11 protein-coding genes are annotated in these 14,845 nt (G+C 40.1%); 3 read left to right on the top strand and 8 right to left on the bottom strand.

Annotation, left to right across the window (positions count from 1 at the left end):
* Positions 1-91: 91 nt before the first annotated feature.
* A complete protein-coding gene (locus JIG37_RS15145) occupies positions 92-3,244 on the bottom strand; it encodes an efflux RND transporter permease subunit (protein WP_199529741.1) in 3,153 nt (1,050 codons plus the stop codon).
* Between the two features lie 3 nt (positions 3,245-3,247).
* Positions 3,248-4,420, bottom strand: coding sequence for an efflux RND transporter periplasmic adaptor subunit (locus JIG37_RS15140; RefSeq protein ID WP_199529740.1), 1,173 nt, complete (start codon positions 4,418-4,420; stop codon positions 3,248-3,250).
* 158 nt (positions 4,421-4,578) lie between these two features.
* Here JIG37_RS15140 and JIG37_RS15135 point away from each other — a divergent pair, with 158 nt between their 5' ends.
* From JIG37_RS15135 to JIG37_RS15125, 3 genes are all read left to right on the top strand, one after another.
* Entirely contained in the window at positions 4,579-4,827 is a 249-nt protein-coding gene (locus JIG37_RS15135) for a YkgJ family cysteine cluster protein (RefSeq protein ID WP_199529768.1), read from the top strand.
* Between the two features lie 141 nt (positions 4,828-4,968).
* The gene (locus tag JIG37_RS15130; protein ID WP_199529739.1) at positions 4,969-6,153 is read left to right on the top strand and encodes a hypothetical protein; all 1,185 of its coding nucleotides are present in this window, start codon (positions 4,969-4,971) and stop codon (positions 6,151-6,153) included.
* 95 nt (positions 6,154-6,248) lie between these two features.
* Positions 6,249-7,001, top strand: a complete 753-nt coding sequence (locus tag JIG37_RS15125; protein ID WP_199529738.1) for a hypothetical protein — start codon at positions 6,249-6,251, stop codon at positions 6,999-7,001.
* A 59-nt stretch (positions 7,002-7,060) separates the two neighbouring features.
* Here JIG37_RS15125 and JIG37_RS15120 read toward each other — a convergent pair whose 3' ends face one another.
* The 6 genes from JIG37_RS15120 to JIG37_RS15095 form a co-directional block, all read right to left on the bottom strand.
* On the bottom strand, positions 7,061-8,899 hold the full coding sequence (locus tag JIG37_RS15120) for a TonB-dependent receptor (RefSeq protein ID WP_199529737.1): 1,839 nt from the start codon (positions 8,897-8,899) through the stop codon (positions 7,061-7,063).
* 193 nt (positions 8,900-9,092) lie between these two features.
* A complete protein-coding gene (locus tag JIG37_RS15115; RefSeq protein ID WP_138615947.1) occupies positions 9,093-9,404 on the bottom strand; it encodes a hypothetical protein in 312 nt (103 codons plus the stop codon).
* A gap of 138 nt (positions 9,405-9,542) precedes the next feature.
* A complete protein-coding gene (locus JIG37_RS15110; RefSeq protein WP_054551495.1) occupies positions 9,543-10,091 on the bottom strand; it encodes a DUF4136 domain-containing protein in 549 nt (182 codons plus the stop codon).
* A gap of 122 nt (positions 10,092-10,213) precedes the next feature.
* Positions 10,214-13,000: an ATPase gene (locus JIG37_RS15105; RefSeq protein ID WP_199529736.1), complete on the bottom strand. Its 2,787-nt coding sequence runs from the start codon at positions 12,998-13,000 to the stop codon at positions 10,214-10,216.
* On the bottom strand, positions 13,000-13,545 hold the full coding sequence (locus JIG37_RS15100; RefSeq protein WP_063705788.1) for a hypothetical protein: 546 nt from the start codon (positions 13,543-13,545) through the stop codon (positions 13,000-13,002). Before JIG37_RS15100 ends, JIG37_RS15105 begins: the two co-directional genes overlap by 1 nt.
* Positions 13,546-13,547: 2 nt before the next feature.
* Entirely contained in the window at positions 13,548-14,822 is a 1,275-nt protein-coding gene (locus JIG37_RS15095; RefSeq protein WP_199529735.1) for a hypothetical protein, read from the bottom strand.
* Positions 14,823-14,845: the final 23 nt, after the last annotated feature.

The following is a 14,845-nucleotide window of genomic DNA, read 5'->3' as shown; positions in this document are numbered from 1 at the left end:
AAAACAACAGGATTTATAGGAACATATTTTTAAATAAAAAACGCTTGGCAAGTAAGCTTGCCAAGCGCTCGGTTGGGATTTTGAGAGGGGATTAATGACTGGTTGTTTGTAATTTTGCTTCTGGCTCTGCTTTTTTACCTCTTAGCTTGCCAATTAAGCGTTTGAAGTCTTCTAACGCGACGTACTGACAAGGGATTAAAATAAGCGTAATGACCGTTGCAAATAACACCCCGAATGCTAGAGATACAGCCATTGGGATAACGATTTTTGCTTGTAAGCTTGTTTCCATAATGATTGGTAATACACCAATAAAGGTTGTAATCGAGGTCAGTAATATTGCTCTAAAACGACGCGCACCGGCTTGCATTACAGCTTCTTTGATTGCAACACCTTCGGCGCGGGCTTTATTGACAAAGTCGACCATCACTAGCGAGTCGTTTACGACAACACCAGCAACAGCGATGATACCGAATACCGATAGGCTACTCATTGTCATACCTAAGATCATGTGGCCAAACATTGCACCAATGACACCGAATGGAATAACCGACATGATGATAAATGGCTGTGAGTACGAGCGTAGTGGAATAGCAAGTAACGCAAAGATAATCATCATTGATAAAGCAAAGTCACGTACTTGTTCTGCCACACTGTCCATTTCTTCTTGAATACGACCTGCCACATTACTTTCTACACCAGGGTAGCTTTTCAGTAGGCTAGGTAAGTATTCGTCACGAATTTCTTTTGCAATGGCAAATGGTTCAGCTTGGTCAGTATTAACCGCAGCCCAAACGTTTACAGTACGTTTAGCGTTCTCACGGCGAATACGGTTTACACCATCTACAATGTTAACTTTAGCAACTTCAGCAAGCGGTACTTCAACACCCGTTGGCGTGATGATACGCGCATCTGTGATGTCACTTACTGCGTTACGCGATTCACGAGGGTAGCGGATCATTACTTTGATCTCTTCACCGTCACGTAAAATACGTTGTGCTTCTAGGCCGTAATAGCTAAAACTAACTTGTGATGCCACATCTGAAAGGGTTAACCCTAAGCTGTAAGCAAGTGGTTTAAGTTCAAGTTGAACCTCGTCAGTTGCAGATTGTAGTGAGTCATTTACATCGCCTACGCCTTGCATGCTATTTAGCTTTTCTTTTAACTTAGCAGCCACTTCTTTGAGCTTATTGATATCTTTGCCTTCTAAGCGAAAGCTCACATCACCGTCATCACGACCACCGTTCATGATACTGTCTTCAATATTCAGCGTTTTCACACCTGGCAGTGGTGGCATTTGTTCGCGCCACATTGCACTTAATTGGAAGGTATCAATAGGGCGTAAGTCTGGTTCAACCAAAATCGCCATAATGCGTGCACTTGTTCGACCGCGTAAACTAACCGATAAATCGCGGATCATTGCTTGACCATATTGCTCTTCAAGTTGTTTATCGACATCTAAAATCAGCTTTTCAATTGTTTGCGCTGTCTCAAGGGTTGCTTGCTCAGAAGAAGATAAGTTCATTTCAACCGAGATACGTGGGAAATCATGTGGAATTTTAGGGTTCGCAACAAATTTCACTAAGCCACCAGCGAACATACCGCCACTAACAATAAGTACACAGATAAAGCCAACAATCACGGTGTAACGGTAATGAATACAGCGACCAATAAATGGTGTGTAGTAATTATCAACAAAGTTCTTGAGGCCTTTATCCATACCTAAACGTAAGCGATGTAATGGATTTTTAGGGTTCGCAGGTTTATTTTTCATTGCCGCTAAGTGAGCCGGTAGAATCAGTTTTGACTCAATTAGTGAGAAAATTAAACATAGGATAATTACACCACCAATGGCTTTAGAAAACGCAGAGCCAGGGCCTGATGCCAGTGTTTGTGGTAAAAATGCGGCAATTGTAGTTAACACCCCAAAGGTTGCAGGAATAGCAACGCGTTTTACGCCGCGGACTACGTTATCTAGGCTATGACCGTGCTTTTCAATTTCAGCACTTGCAGACTCACCGACGACAATAGCATCATCAACGACTATCCCGAGCACCAGTATAAATGCGAATAAAGAAGCTAAGTTAACAGTGATATCAATAAAGCCAAGTGGCATCATTAAAAATGCACCTAGGAATGACACAGGTAAGCCCATCATTACCCAAAACGCTAAGCGTAGTGGTAAAAATAGCGCCAGTACCACCATCACTAAAATACCACCCCAAATCATGTTGTCGATCATCATGTTTAGACGACCTTCAAGGTAGTAAGTTAAATCAACAATCGGTGATAGTTTTACACCTGCTGGTAACTGTGGTGCTTTATCTGCTAGGTATTTTTTTAATACCGCAGCAACTTTAGTGATGTCTTGATCTTTCGAAGCATTTACTTCAAAAGTCAGTGAGTTTTTACCGTTGTACTTAGAGTATTGTAAGCCTTCTTCAAAGCCGTCGTTAATTGTTGTTACATCACCTAAGAAAACTTGTGCACCATCTGGTAAGTGTAATAAAGGCAGATTTTCGAACTCTTTACCACGATACGCTTGATTTTCAACACGCATCGAAATGTAGCCATTTTCAGAGCGAATTTGACCTGCTGACATATTGGCAGAGAAACTGCGAACGGCTGTGGCAATATCACGGAAAGTTAAACCATACTCACGTAGTTTATCTGGGCTAATTTCGATGCCAATTTCGTAGTTTAAGCCACTGTAAAAGTTGACCAAGTTAATTTGTGGTAAAGCTTGTAGCTCATCTTTTATGTCGTTACCAAGTTCTTTGAGCTGGTAGTTACTCATATCGCCATACAGCGCGAGTATCATCACTTCTTGCTCAAACTTTTCGCGGCGAACAATTGGGCGTTCCATCTCTGCAGGGAAGGTATTGATTGAATCAACCTGCATCTTAATTTCATCGAGTACTTCTTGCGGGTCGTACTTTTCTTCGATTTCGATCCAAGCTTGTGAAAAACCACGGTTCGAATAGGTAATTAAACGTTTAATGCCTTCGAGGCCTTCTAAAGACTCTTCGACCTTAATGGTGATGCCTTCTTCTACCTCTTGCGGCGCAGCCCCTGGGTAGACAGCTTGAATACTGATCCAGTTACTCTCAAATTGTGGGAACATTTGCTTACGCACTGACATTGCCGTCAATAAGCCACCCACTAAAATGAAAATCATAAGTAAGTTTGCAGCAACTGGGTTGCGAGCAAACCAGGCAATAAGCCCTTTTTCTCTGTGCGTGGTCATGGCTTATTCCTCTTTTAACGCTAACTGCGTTGTTGGCACACTCAGTGTTGCGTCATCTAACTTGACCGCCATGCCTTCAGTTGGGTATTCGAGTGCCGAGGTAATCAGTTGCTCACCATTAGCAAGGCCATTATCGGCGATCACCATGCCATTTTGCTCGCGAACGATGTTAAGTGTTTTAAAGGTAAGCGTTTCGCCATCTTGTAAAACAGCGACTTTTTTATCTTTAACTAAATGGTGCGGAACAACAATCGCGTTGTCTAACGCTCGGCCCTCGATAGTGGCGTTAATGTATGAGCCAAAACGTAATGGCTGCTTTTGCTCATAAGGCGTTGCTACTTGTGCTACTAAGTAATTCATGCGGCTACGTTGGTCTACAACTCCTTCGCTACGTACGATAGTTGCTTGCCACGTTGTTTGTTTACCTGCAAATTCAGCATTAATTGATACGCTGGCGCCAATTCCTTGGTTATTTAGGTATTGCAGATCTTTATCAGCAACAGGTAAACGAATTTCGGCCAGTGACGTTGAGCTCAGACTACCAAAGCTGTTACCTGGATTTACCACACTGCCTAAACTAATTAAACGCTCGTCAATAATCGCATCGTATGGTGCTTTAATATAAGTACGCTCAAGATTACGTTTTGCGCGTTTTACACTTGCTTGTGCAGCGCGGTAACTTGCAAGTTTCTCAGCAAGTTGTGGTTTACGTAAATAAAGTTCAGAAGGAATAACTTGGTTTGAGTCACCTTTGATGCGGTCCCACTCAGCTTGCGCAACTGACACCTGTGCACGTTCTATCTCAAGTGCAGAGCTTGCTTGGGCTAGTCCTGCTTCTGCTTCAATGAGTGCTGCTTCGTAATCATTTGGGTCAATACGTGCTAGAATGTCGCCTTGCTTAACAAATCCACCTTGTACAAATTGATCTGATAACGACACAACCTGACCACTTACTTGCGCAACAAGCTCAGTTTGGTTTTTAGGTTTAACGATACCGTATGATTTTACATCAAGGGTAATGGCGTCAAAGCTTAACGGTTTGATTGATACAAGCGGGCGCAGATCTTGTTCTGGTTTTTCTTCTGGCGGTTGCTTCATTGAGGCAAATGCGAATGCCATTCCAAGTCCGCCGACTAATACGGCGATAGGGAGAATGATTTGTTTTTTACTAGCCACGGGATAGTCCCTCACGGTTGACGGTAATTAAAAATAAATTTGATAGGCTAAGCATACGCAATAAAGTGTTTACAAGGCGTTTGAAGATGTAACAAACCATTACACATATTACAAAGGCGCTACAAAGGTTCTATAAGAGGTACTCAATGACAGATAAAATGACATGTAGATTAGGCTGTGGCGCCTGTTGTATTGCACCCAGTATTAGCTCACCGATCCCAGGAATGCCCAATGGGAAAGCAGCGGGAGAGCGCTGTATTCAACTTGACGATAATAACCTATGTAAATTATTTGGTGATGAATCAAGGCCTAAGGTGTGTAGTGACTTTTCTGCTACCATCGATGTATGTGGCACCACTAACGAACAAGCACTGTATTTAATTACTGAACTTGAGCAAATGACTTAATGTCTTAAGGAAACTTTTAGGTATGTAATTTTATTTGCTGCTTCATTTATTAAGTTGAAGTACTAGGCATACTTTTTTAATTGCTCTTTCATTCCTATGAGTTTAACGTTAATGGATGACATTAGTTTAAAGGATTAAATAATGGTCAATTCAATTTCAGCTTTTCTTTGCTTTATCTGTTTTCTTTTGCCTATTACATGTAATTCTTCATCTACAGAGACAGTATCAGTTGATGTAACTATGGGCTATAACAATGGCTATTATGGGGACTCGATAGATGATTCAGAAAGCCTTTTTGATGATATGCTTGTTTTCATTAATGGTGATTTTGTCGGTGAAATGGTTGATACGGTTAATATCACACTCAATGTTGACCCAACTATAAAAAATACAATTTCGTTAATTGGTAAAGTATCTTCATTTGGTGAGGTGACTTTAACTGAAGAAAACTACCAAACTAATTCAGTGTATATTCCCCTTAATGAAAATCATGGCTATGCTGAGTGGGCAAATATGTCTGTCTCCAGTATTACAGAAAATACGATAGATAAAAACTTTTCGAGTTTTGATATTTCGTTCTCACATAATGAATTACCGATAGATATAGATGAAAACCCCTCTTTTATCATTGAGTTAGCCAGAGTTGACGGTAGAGAAATAAATCTAGAAAAACAACCATCAGTTGATATATCACATTATTTCCATGTTGTGGATGGCATACTTACACCTAAGTCTTTCGAGGAGTTTAAATCATTTTTTAGTTCAAGGGCTAAATTTGGCGAACTCACTTTAATGGTTTCTGCTAGAGGTAAAGAGGTGGACGTAGACGTAGATTATTATGGTGAAATTAATTTCTATTTGGACACATTTTTATTAAATGGAAAGCTGAACCCACCACACTCTAATAGCAATGTATCTGTTGCTAATGTTGAAATCGAGTTTTCTTATTTATTAAATAATAAAAAGTTAGTAAAAAAGGTCATTACTGATGAGTCAGGTTATTTTAGTATAAAATTACCCCACGCTAATTTGTCTTTTTTAGCCAAGAAGTTTTATGAAAATACAGAGTATATTTTAAAAGGAGAAATCTCTGCTGAGCAGTCAAGCAGTAACATTAATTTTAACCTTTTGGCCGCGAGCGATAAAAATGTGAAGGCTTCAAGTAACCTGAAGGTAGAGATAGTTATTAAAAAGTCTTCTATATATGAACCAAGCTATTATCATTTGCTTAATAGAAATCGAAGAAGTCATTTTATAGATGCTTGTCGAATGAATAATCATGAGTATGGCTATATTTTTAAGTGCATGGATAGCAGCAAGCCTTAATTTTACACCAATGGCCGCCAAACTCTCAAAATAAGTGAGCTTGTTATCAGCTTTTATGCATTCTTTATAGAGTAACAATTTTTGGACTATTAATTGTGATGCCTAATTCTAAAATACTAATAAGAAATGTTTCGGAGATTGAAAGTTATGATGTTATCGCATCGGAATCGAGCCTAAATATAGCGCCATACGAACAAGTTATAAAAGGTTATTGGCATGAGGTTATAGCAGATGCGCAAAGCGCAGGCACAGAAATTTGGGATGGGCAGTATTATCGATTAGAAAATATTGATGAAATACAACGAGGTTCATTGCAATTAAATCTGAGTACTATCCCATATTCTACAATTCGCTCTTTGATAAAATTAGGCCTACAACAGAACCTAGCGAGTTGCTACTTTCCATACCATATAAATACAGGGGCGTTAATATCGACAAGTGATGACTTTTTTGTATTTGGTCAAAAATCAACACAGTCAGGTGCTCAATTTATTGACCTTATTGGTGGTGGACTTCAAAAAGATGAGTTGGTAGTGCAGCAGGCTATAGATATTAAAAAGAATATACTAAAAGAAGCATTTGAAGAGGCGAATATAACCAGTTCAATGATTGATTGGGTAAACCTTAATTCATTTATTCTAACTAACACGATGAGTGTCGTAATATTATTTAATATCAAGCTTAATGTAGATAAAAGCCAATTGATACAATCATTCGAAGGCCGAGTTGAGAATGAGCTTTCGGGCTTACAATTTTTTGATCATGAAAGTGTGAATGAACTTAGTCACAAAGAAAATAGGCTTTCTTATTTGAGCTTAATACCGAAGCTTGTGAAAAATTTTAGCTAGATAATGTTATTCATGAATAGTAATAATGCCAGTCAATTGGCTGGCATTGTTGTTTTTGTTTACCACGTATAAGTAGCGCTAAGAGTATATTGCTCGCCGCGACCAGGGGTACCCGGGACTTCTTCGAATGATTCATCCCAAATGTTGTCAGCTGCAAAGGTTACAAATACATTATCAAGCTGGGCAGGGGTGAATTTTAGTGTCAACTGCGTGAAGAAGGCTTCATCATCAGAGTTACGTAAGCGGTTACTATGTTGCTTACGCCATTCGTTATCGATACGTAGCTCAAGCACATCCATTGGTTGCCATACTGCACCCAGTGTTACACGGTGATCAGGGTAGTTAAGCGCATAAAAGCTCGCATCAATATCTGCCGCGCCATAGTCTTCTGACTTTTTTAAGTAGGTGTAGCTGGCAATCAACTCAGTGCTTTCAAACGATTTATTCGCTAAAAACTCAACGCCTAAGGTGTCTATATCAACCGGGTTGGCAAAACGAGCTGAGGTTGCATCAAAGCGATATGTCCAATCTGTCAGGTTTTTATCTTTACGGTAGAAAATAGCTGAATCTAAACGCCACGAAGACTGTTCAATCAGTAAACCTAGCTCAAGGTTATCGGTGGTTTCGCGCTCAAGGCTGTAGTTACTTCTGAATAATCCGCCCGTTTCACTGCCGCCAATTGCGGTATAACCGGGAACTTGTGATGCTTCGGCGTATGACGCATACCAAGTATGTTCACTGCCATTTTGATTAGCTACTTTAAGGCTGGCATCGGCAATCAATGAGGTAGCTGAGCTATCATGGTTAGTATTATCAAATGCTGCACCAATACGTACAGTAAGCTCTTTGTTCGCTGTAAGGGCTGTCTTGTACTCAGGCAAGATACTTAGCTTAGTGTAATTGCGTGACGTAAAGTTGTTTTCAAGAGACGTTGATTCAATTTCATCAGCAATAAATTGCCCAGCATAATTAATTGCATACTGGTTATTTAAGCGGTGACGCCCAGAGAGTGCTAATGACTTAACCGTGGTTTCGTGAAACGCTTCAAAAATGGCTGGGTTTTCACGAGACAAAACGTAATGGTCGTTATGTTTACGATAATAGCCAGTCACTTCAAAGGTATTGCTCTCACCATACACTTGCTTGTGGTTAAGCATGAAAAGCTTGGTTTCCAGATCTTCGGTTTCGTTAAAATTAAATGGCGTGTAAAGGTTTGGCCAACCAAAAAACTTCTCTTGGCGTCCGAACATTAAATCAGTTTGTGAGGTAGAGCTTGCAAGTTGAATACGCGCTGAAGCACGTTCAAAGTCGTGGTCGCCATTATCAATTGAGCCATCACTTTTTGAGTGCGAGTATTCCCCTTCAATGCCTAATCGCCAATCTGGTTTACTATCCAGCTTTTGGCTATGGGCAGCATGAATGCTTTGTAAATTAAAGCCATTCGTACCTGTGCCAAGTGAAACGCTGCCAGTGCTTGTGATAGGGCGCCAGCCAAATGAAACTGTGCCAACCGAACTATTCATACCATAAAGGGCATTATCAGCCCCTGTAAGCACTGAAGGGCCTGTTAGCATTTGTGGCGCAATGGGAATTTCAGCAAAGTAGTGACCAGATTGCGGGTCGAATAATGTACTGCTACCAACACGAAAGCCAGTATTTTCAAAGATACCACCGCGAATGGTGACATCAGCTTGTGCTTCAGCCATATTGCGCGATTGTAAATCGACACGTGGGTCATATTCTAAGTTTGATACCGGCGCATCAAAGGTACCAACAGGCTCTTTATTTGCGGTTGCAGAAACTTCAACGGTGATTTGTTCAATATTGTTGGTGTCTTCTGCTAGCACTGAGCAAGTGACGAATAATGCGGGAAGTGTAAGCTGTACTGCGCGTACCATCTAAAACTCTCTATTATTTTGATTAACTCGTTGCAGTGGCCGTTAAGAGCACACTGGAAATTGCAGGTATTGTATCTGAATCACTGAGTTATACCACTCCAACCAGATTTCAGCTGGTAACAAAAAAACCGCGCTAAGGCGCGGTTGTGCAATAAGAGCTGTGTCTATTTATTATTTAAAAAAGATGTGTGTTTCAGTTTGATTTTTTATTTTTAACCGCATCATATTTACCAAAGAAAGTAATGATGAGAGCAACAAAAATACCCATAAATCCAATGACCGAAAAAGCTAGGCTATATTCAGCTTTAATATTAAAAATATTAAGCAAACTAGTTATTAACAATAGAGAAATACCGGAAATTTTTAAAATCGTCTGTGTTTTATTTAAGCAAAACCATGCTTGACAAGAAGGGCATTGATTTTCAATGAAGAGGCTGTTTGTATTAACCTTTTTTATATCTTTAGTCGCAATTATGGTTTTACAGTTTGGGCAAGTTAATTTCATTTTATTCCTTTTTGGATCTTTTCTCTAAGACCCCTAATTCCATTTAGAGTTATTTAAGTTAAAGCATCATAGCAAACTTTGATCTTCACAAACAAAAAAGCTCACAATTTGTGAGCTTTTCAAAATTATGTAAAAGGCTTATTGCTGAGGTTTTGGTGGGAAGTTACTTAGAATGTTAGCAACAGTCTCTTTGATAACTTCAGTGCGCTTTTCAGGTGATTGGTTCTTTTGCAAACGACCTTCTTTCGCACCACGCCAAACTAATTGGTTAGAAGCACGGTCTACCACGTCTAGAATTAACGTACCCACTTCGTATTCGCGAGCAGTTGTTTGCGTATTATAACCCATACCCCAGTAATTCCAGCGTGCACCGTAACCTACGTTGAAGGTATCTACATCAATTTTAGTATCAACAGAGGCATGGTAGTTAATCAGCACATCTGCTTGTGCTAAATCAACTAGCTTCATACCGCTTTTTTCAAGTTCAGCATTAACGGCTTCACGAACCCGTTTTTCCATTAAAGGACTAATTTGGTAGTTCGATACATTTTTAGTCAAGCTGGCATTCGGTACCCAAGAGAAGGTTTTATAATTACTAAAATCGGCTGATTTGTCGTAATCCCAATCAGGCGTTTTAGCACAGGCTGCTAAAAATAGTACAGCCGTCGCGATTAATAAGTTCTTCATATTGTTTGCTCCTTGGCAAAATTTCCACTACTTGATTGATAACATAACACAAAAAATACTCAACTGAATGATTATTTAAAAACTATGGCACATTTACAAAAAAGTACTGTAATAGTTTGTAATTAAGCACTGTGTTCCACTTCTATCCAGTCTTTTTCATCGACCCAGTTTTGTGCGCCATCTTTAACAGTGCGAATAGGTACGATGTAATCACAGCTAACTTGTGGTTTAACTGAGGCAAAAATCGGCACAAAGCCAAAGCTAAGCGCGGTTTCGATAATTGCTTTTTGGTTTTGTGGGTCGATATCGGCTGCTTCATCGATATAAATCGGAATACGATACAAGTTTTGTTCTTGATCACTTAATAAGTAACGAATAAACAGCATACCGCAAAGTAACTTAATGGTAATACGCGTACCGTTAGAACCAGCTGAATCGATTTTTTCGAAGTGCTCAGTTTCACCAGCACGGTTTACGACTTCAAAACGAATATCGAATAAGTCGGTCAGTGTTAAACCAGCTTTTTCAGAGGCAAGCTTAATCAAATGATCTTTCGCTTCGTTTACTGCAGATTCGCTATAAGGCTCTTGGCTTAATAGGTCTAGGGTATCGCCTTGCTCAAACTGATTTGAGGTACTAATAATGGTATCAATGCTATCAACCAACATCTTGCGAGGAATAACATTAATTTTAAATGCTTGAAGGTTAGAGATACGGTGCTGACTAATGCCTTTATTAAAGCTGTTCATTTCGCGGCGTAGGCGGTCTAAGTCTTCGCGCAAGCCTTTAATGGTGGCGGCTACTTCAGTTAACGCAACTCTGCCTTGACGTTCAACCGCATCGCGCTCGTTATCAATGTTATGAAACGCGCTAATAAGCTTTTCGTATTTAGTAAACTCATCGTTTTCGTTATCAAATTTAGTAATACCTGCATTGTAAATATGCAGGTAGGTGTTACGTACGTTGATATCAAAGTTACGTAACTCTTGGCAGTCTTTATTGAAGTGGTGAATGAGGTCACTTAAGTTATCAAAATCAATACTGATTTCAATCATGTACGGAGTGACTTTGCCTGAGTAAACATCAAGGGTGTGATCGATACGTTCAGATTTAACTTGGCGTAAACGGTCAGCTTGGCGCGCGAGCAAATCTTTTTTCGACTTGATAATTGAGCGACGGTCGCTGATTGAGCCGCTGTTCTTCTGAATGTCTTGCAGGTAGTCGTCAACTTGTTCGCGCTCTGCATTTAATTGCTCTTTTAGCATGGTTTGTGCATCGACAGATTGCTGCATCACTTCAAATTGTTCAAAGCGTTTTAATGCTTCTTCTGAGGCCATTAGCTCATCATATAAGGCATCTTTTTCTTTTTGCTTTTCGGCGACATTAGCAGCGACTTCGCGTTGTTGCTTAAACTCTTTTAGTGAGTTTTCTAGGGCAGCGAGTTGCGCGGTTAATTGCTCTTTATTTTCGCCCGTTTGCATTTGCACTGGGCTTAGCTTTTTAAGTTTAATCGTCGCGCCAGGAAGAGTAAGTACACCGCCTTTCACATTTGCCGATAACTGCTCTAAGAACTCACCAAAGGCATCTTCGTCTGTGATCTCAACATCACCATTGCTGGTGGTGGCAAACGATAAGATATCTGGGTTTAGAATACGCGAAATCTCTTCAACTTCTTTTAAAGATAAATCTTCACGCATACGGGTGAATAAATTGAACTCAAGGTTCTTCAGCTGTAATTTTAAGCTCTTAATTTGCTTTTGTGTTTCGCTAATACGGTAATCAAGCGTGTGTAAGCTTTGCCCTTGAGCACTGCTTAATGAATGCGATAGCGATTCATAATCTTGTTTAAGCTGTGTAAGGCTTACTTTTAAGGTGGCTTTATTAACTAATTCAAACTCAGATTTAAGCGCTCGATAATCTAAAAACCATTGTTCAATTTGAGTTTGTTTACGCTCAATATCACGGGATTGCTGAATATACAGCTGCTGCTTTTGTTCGAACTCGTGCTTTTCGTGTTCGATATCTTCAAGGGCAATATTTAGCTCAGAGAGTTGCTCTTGTTGATAGGTTTCAAAGTCAATCAGTGCTTGGTCAATTTTTGGCGCATAGGCAGCAAGCTTACCTTTTAAAACCGTTTGGTTTTCAAGCATAGATTCAAGAGCTGCGATTGGCTCTTGCATTGACTCAAGGGCTTTTAATTCACGTTTAGCGCGATTCACTTTGTCAAATGAACGTCGCCATACTTCATAAAAATCAACCCGTGAGTTTGACATATGGCGCTCAAATACGCGTAGCATAAAGCGTTTAACATCGCTGGCACCTAACTTATGCAAGTTAAGGATACGGCGGAAAATTTCTTTATAAATCGCGGAGTCTTGCACGTTATTGAGGGGGATCATCTTTAAGTTGATATCGCCATCAAATGGGGTTGCGCCGCCAGTGAGTAGGGCGTTTAGCTCTTGCGCTTTTAATTCAATTGGATTGAAACCTTGCTCTTTTAAGTGATTAAAAAGCTTGGTGAATTTTACAATGGTTTTGCCTTGAGTGTAGTGATCAAGGTTCAACTTACCTTGGTAGCAAAAAAACTGATGCGCGTAACCAGCAATTTTACCAAGGCCGGCAACACCAATCACCACAGGGCCATTAGGTAGGTCAGCTTCGAGTAAAATATAGGATTGGTCTGACGAAAAGTAGAATTTTCGGGTTTCGTCTAAATCGTGGCCATCCCATTCTGTTAAACGTAAATCATTGATCAGTGGAAATTGTAAGGCATTAATTACCGAGCTTTTACCGGTATTATTAGGTGCACAGATTGAACTACTTTTATCCAGCGGGATCACGCATTTTGCATAGCCAGCAGTATTTAAAAGCGCAAGTTTGCTGAGTCCGTATAGGCTTTGGCTTTGCATTATTCGTCATCTCCTAGGTAGGTTTCTTCGTTTACTTCCATTAATGCATCGATATAACGATAAATAGGTGCTTGCAGCATAAAGCCGTTTTCTACTTCGCGAGCTAGACCTAAACGCACCATACGTAGGTAAACGTCTTTGCGTAAATCTGAGCCTGAGAAGATTTCTAATTGATCAAACAGGTGCTTGTTGATTTGCACTAAGGTTTGCATTAGTTCAAGGTCGTTTACTTCGTCAAACAAGGCACGCATTGGATCTTTACCAGTATTGGCATAGTGCTCAATCAAGATGTAGATAGTCAGTGCGATGGCACGCGAAATTTTACCCATATTTGGGGTGCTTTCGTCGCTGCCAAAATAGTAAAAGCCACGGCTATCATGTTGTAGGTCATGGCCTAGGGCGTTAAATAACGCGCGATAAGCATCAATGTGTTGATCAAGCTCTTGCCACATCAGCGTGTCTTGTTCGCTAATGTGGTAGCCTGATGTGAGCTTTTTATTAATAGCTTGCAGATGCGTTAAATCATCTAAATTAATATCTGTCATGGTTATTGCTCTGTTGCTTTTTTATCGTCAGCAATCGATGAGTTAAATGGGTAAAGAGAGAAGTGTTGCTGGGCAATTTTTATTTTTACTTTCTCTTGGCTTTGGCTGATTTCAAGGTCACCATCGCTAATCAGTTTTTGATATAAGAACAGCATTTCGTCAGCCTCAAGATCTGGGTAGCTTTCATCTAAGAAACTAAGCAGCGGTTGAGCTTTTTTGCTGGCTTTTTTAAAGCGTTTTCTAAATTGTGTTTTAACATCGTTGTAATCAGGAATATACGGGCTTTGATAGGCGGGCACATCATCATGTTCAGGAAGCTGATATTCATCGTGCTCAAAGTCAACTAAGCCTGCCATATAGGCCACGATATGACGTTGCTGACCAAGTGAAAAACGTTGCGCGTCTGAAACAAAGTTAGGCTGTACTGCACTTAACATGTTATCGACGCCATTTTTACGCACTAAACCAAGCACTTTAGCGGCTTGGCGAGTAATTAGGTTGTTACGGCGTAACTCTTCACGTAGCGGCATCAGCATATCGGCGCTTTTACGTAAACTTTCACGACCAACTAAATGCATTTCTAAAATACGGGTACGTAATTGTTCAAGCATGCGCTTGTCTTGATATGACTTACCTAGGCGATCAATTTGCTCTATTTGCGTGCTAATTTGCGCTTCGATGGTATTAAAGCAAGCGTGGAAGTCACCACGAATATCCACCATTTCAAGCATAGGCTCAATGTATTCATCGAATGCTTCAATTACAGCCTGATAGCGTTTTTGCAGTGATTGTACCGCGTTGTCAGCTTTCGCTTGCTCAACAATATTTAAAATCGCGTTTTCGTTGTGGGCAAACAATTTCATTATTTTGCGTACCCGATCATCCATGATACGGCTGAAGCGGCGAAGCTCGTCGTAATCTTCAATTTCACCGGCTTTAGCAAGGCGATTACCAAGGCGAGCTAAATCATCAACAAGCACACTAATTTCTTGGGCAAGACCTAAGTGTTCTTCTTGTAGCAAGAAAGTCGCAAAATCGGCGATCGCGCGGTTTATTTCTAACTGTGATGATTTTGCCAGTGGAATGATAATATCTTGATTCAATAAACGATTTGTTTCTTTATAAATGCGTTCATTTGACCATGAAGGTTGTTTTTGTTTTATCGCATTTTGTACGTCTTTTAAGCTGAAATCAGCCATCTTAAAACGTTTAAATAGCAGTTCTAACACCCCCCAATGTTCAGTAAGGGTATTTAATAACTTTTTAGCTGGGATCATAAAGCTCCAGTAAATTCAGACTT

Source organism: Pseudoalteromonas sp. bablab_jr010, from assembly GCF_016464105.1.
Taxonomy (GTDB): domain Bacteria; phylum Pseudomonadota; class Gammaproteobacteria; order Enterobacterales; family Alteromonadaceae; genus Pseudoalteromonas; species Pseudoalteromonas simplex.
The sequence above is the reverse complement of the archived record's forward strand: the minus strand, read 5'-3'. Positions and strand labels throughout refer to the sequence as shown.

What these genes read in the sequence shown, in the direction of transcription:
- JIG37_RS15135 (WP_199529768.1), top strand. Translation starts at nt 4,579, where the DNA reads ATGACATGTAGATTAGGCTGTGGCGCCTGTTGTATTGCACCCAGTATT.
- JIG37_RS15120 (WP_199529737.1), bottom strand. Translation starts at nt 8,899, where the DNA reads ATGGTACGCGCAGTACAGCTTACACTTCCCGCATTATTCGTCACTTGC.
- JIG37_RS15145 (WP_199529741.1), bottom strand. Translation starts at nt 3,244, where the DNA reads ATGACCACGCACAGAGAAAAAGGGCTTATTGCCTGGTTTGCTCGCAAC.
- JIG37_RS15115 (WP_138615947.1), bottom strand. Translation starts at nt 9,404, where the DNA reads ATGAAATTAACTTGCCCAAACTGTAAAACCATAATTGCGACTAAAGAT.
- JIG37_RS15130 (WP_199529739.1), top strand. Translation starts at nt 4,969, where the DNA reads ATGGTCAATTCAATTTCAGCTTTTCTTTGCTTTATCTGTTTTCTTTTG.
- JIG37_RS15110 (WP_054551495.1), bottom strand. Translation starts at nt 10,091, where the DNA reads ATGAAGAACTTATTAATCGCGACGGCTGTACTATTTTTAGCAGCCTGT.
- JIG37_RS15100 (WP_063705788.1), bottom strand. Translation starts at nt 13,545, where the DNA reads ATGACAGATATTAATTTAGATGATTTAACGCATCTGCAAGCTATTAAT.
- JIG37_RS15095 (WP_199529735.1), bottom strand. Translation starts at nt 14,822, where the DNA reads ATGATCCCAGCTAAAAAGTTATTAAATACCCTTACTGAACATTGGGGG.
- JIG37_RS15105 (WP_199529736.1), bottom strand. Translation starts at nt 13,000, where the DNA reads ATGCAAAGCCAAAGCCTATACGGACTCAGCAAACTTGCGCTTTTAAAT.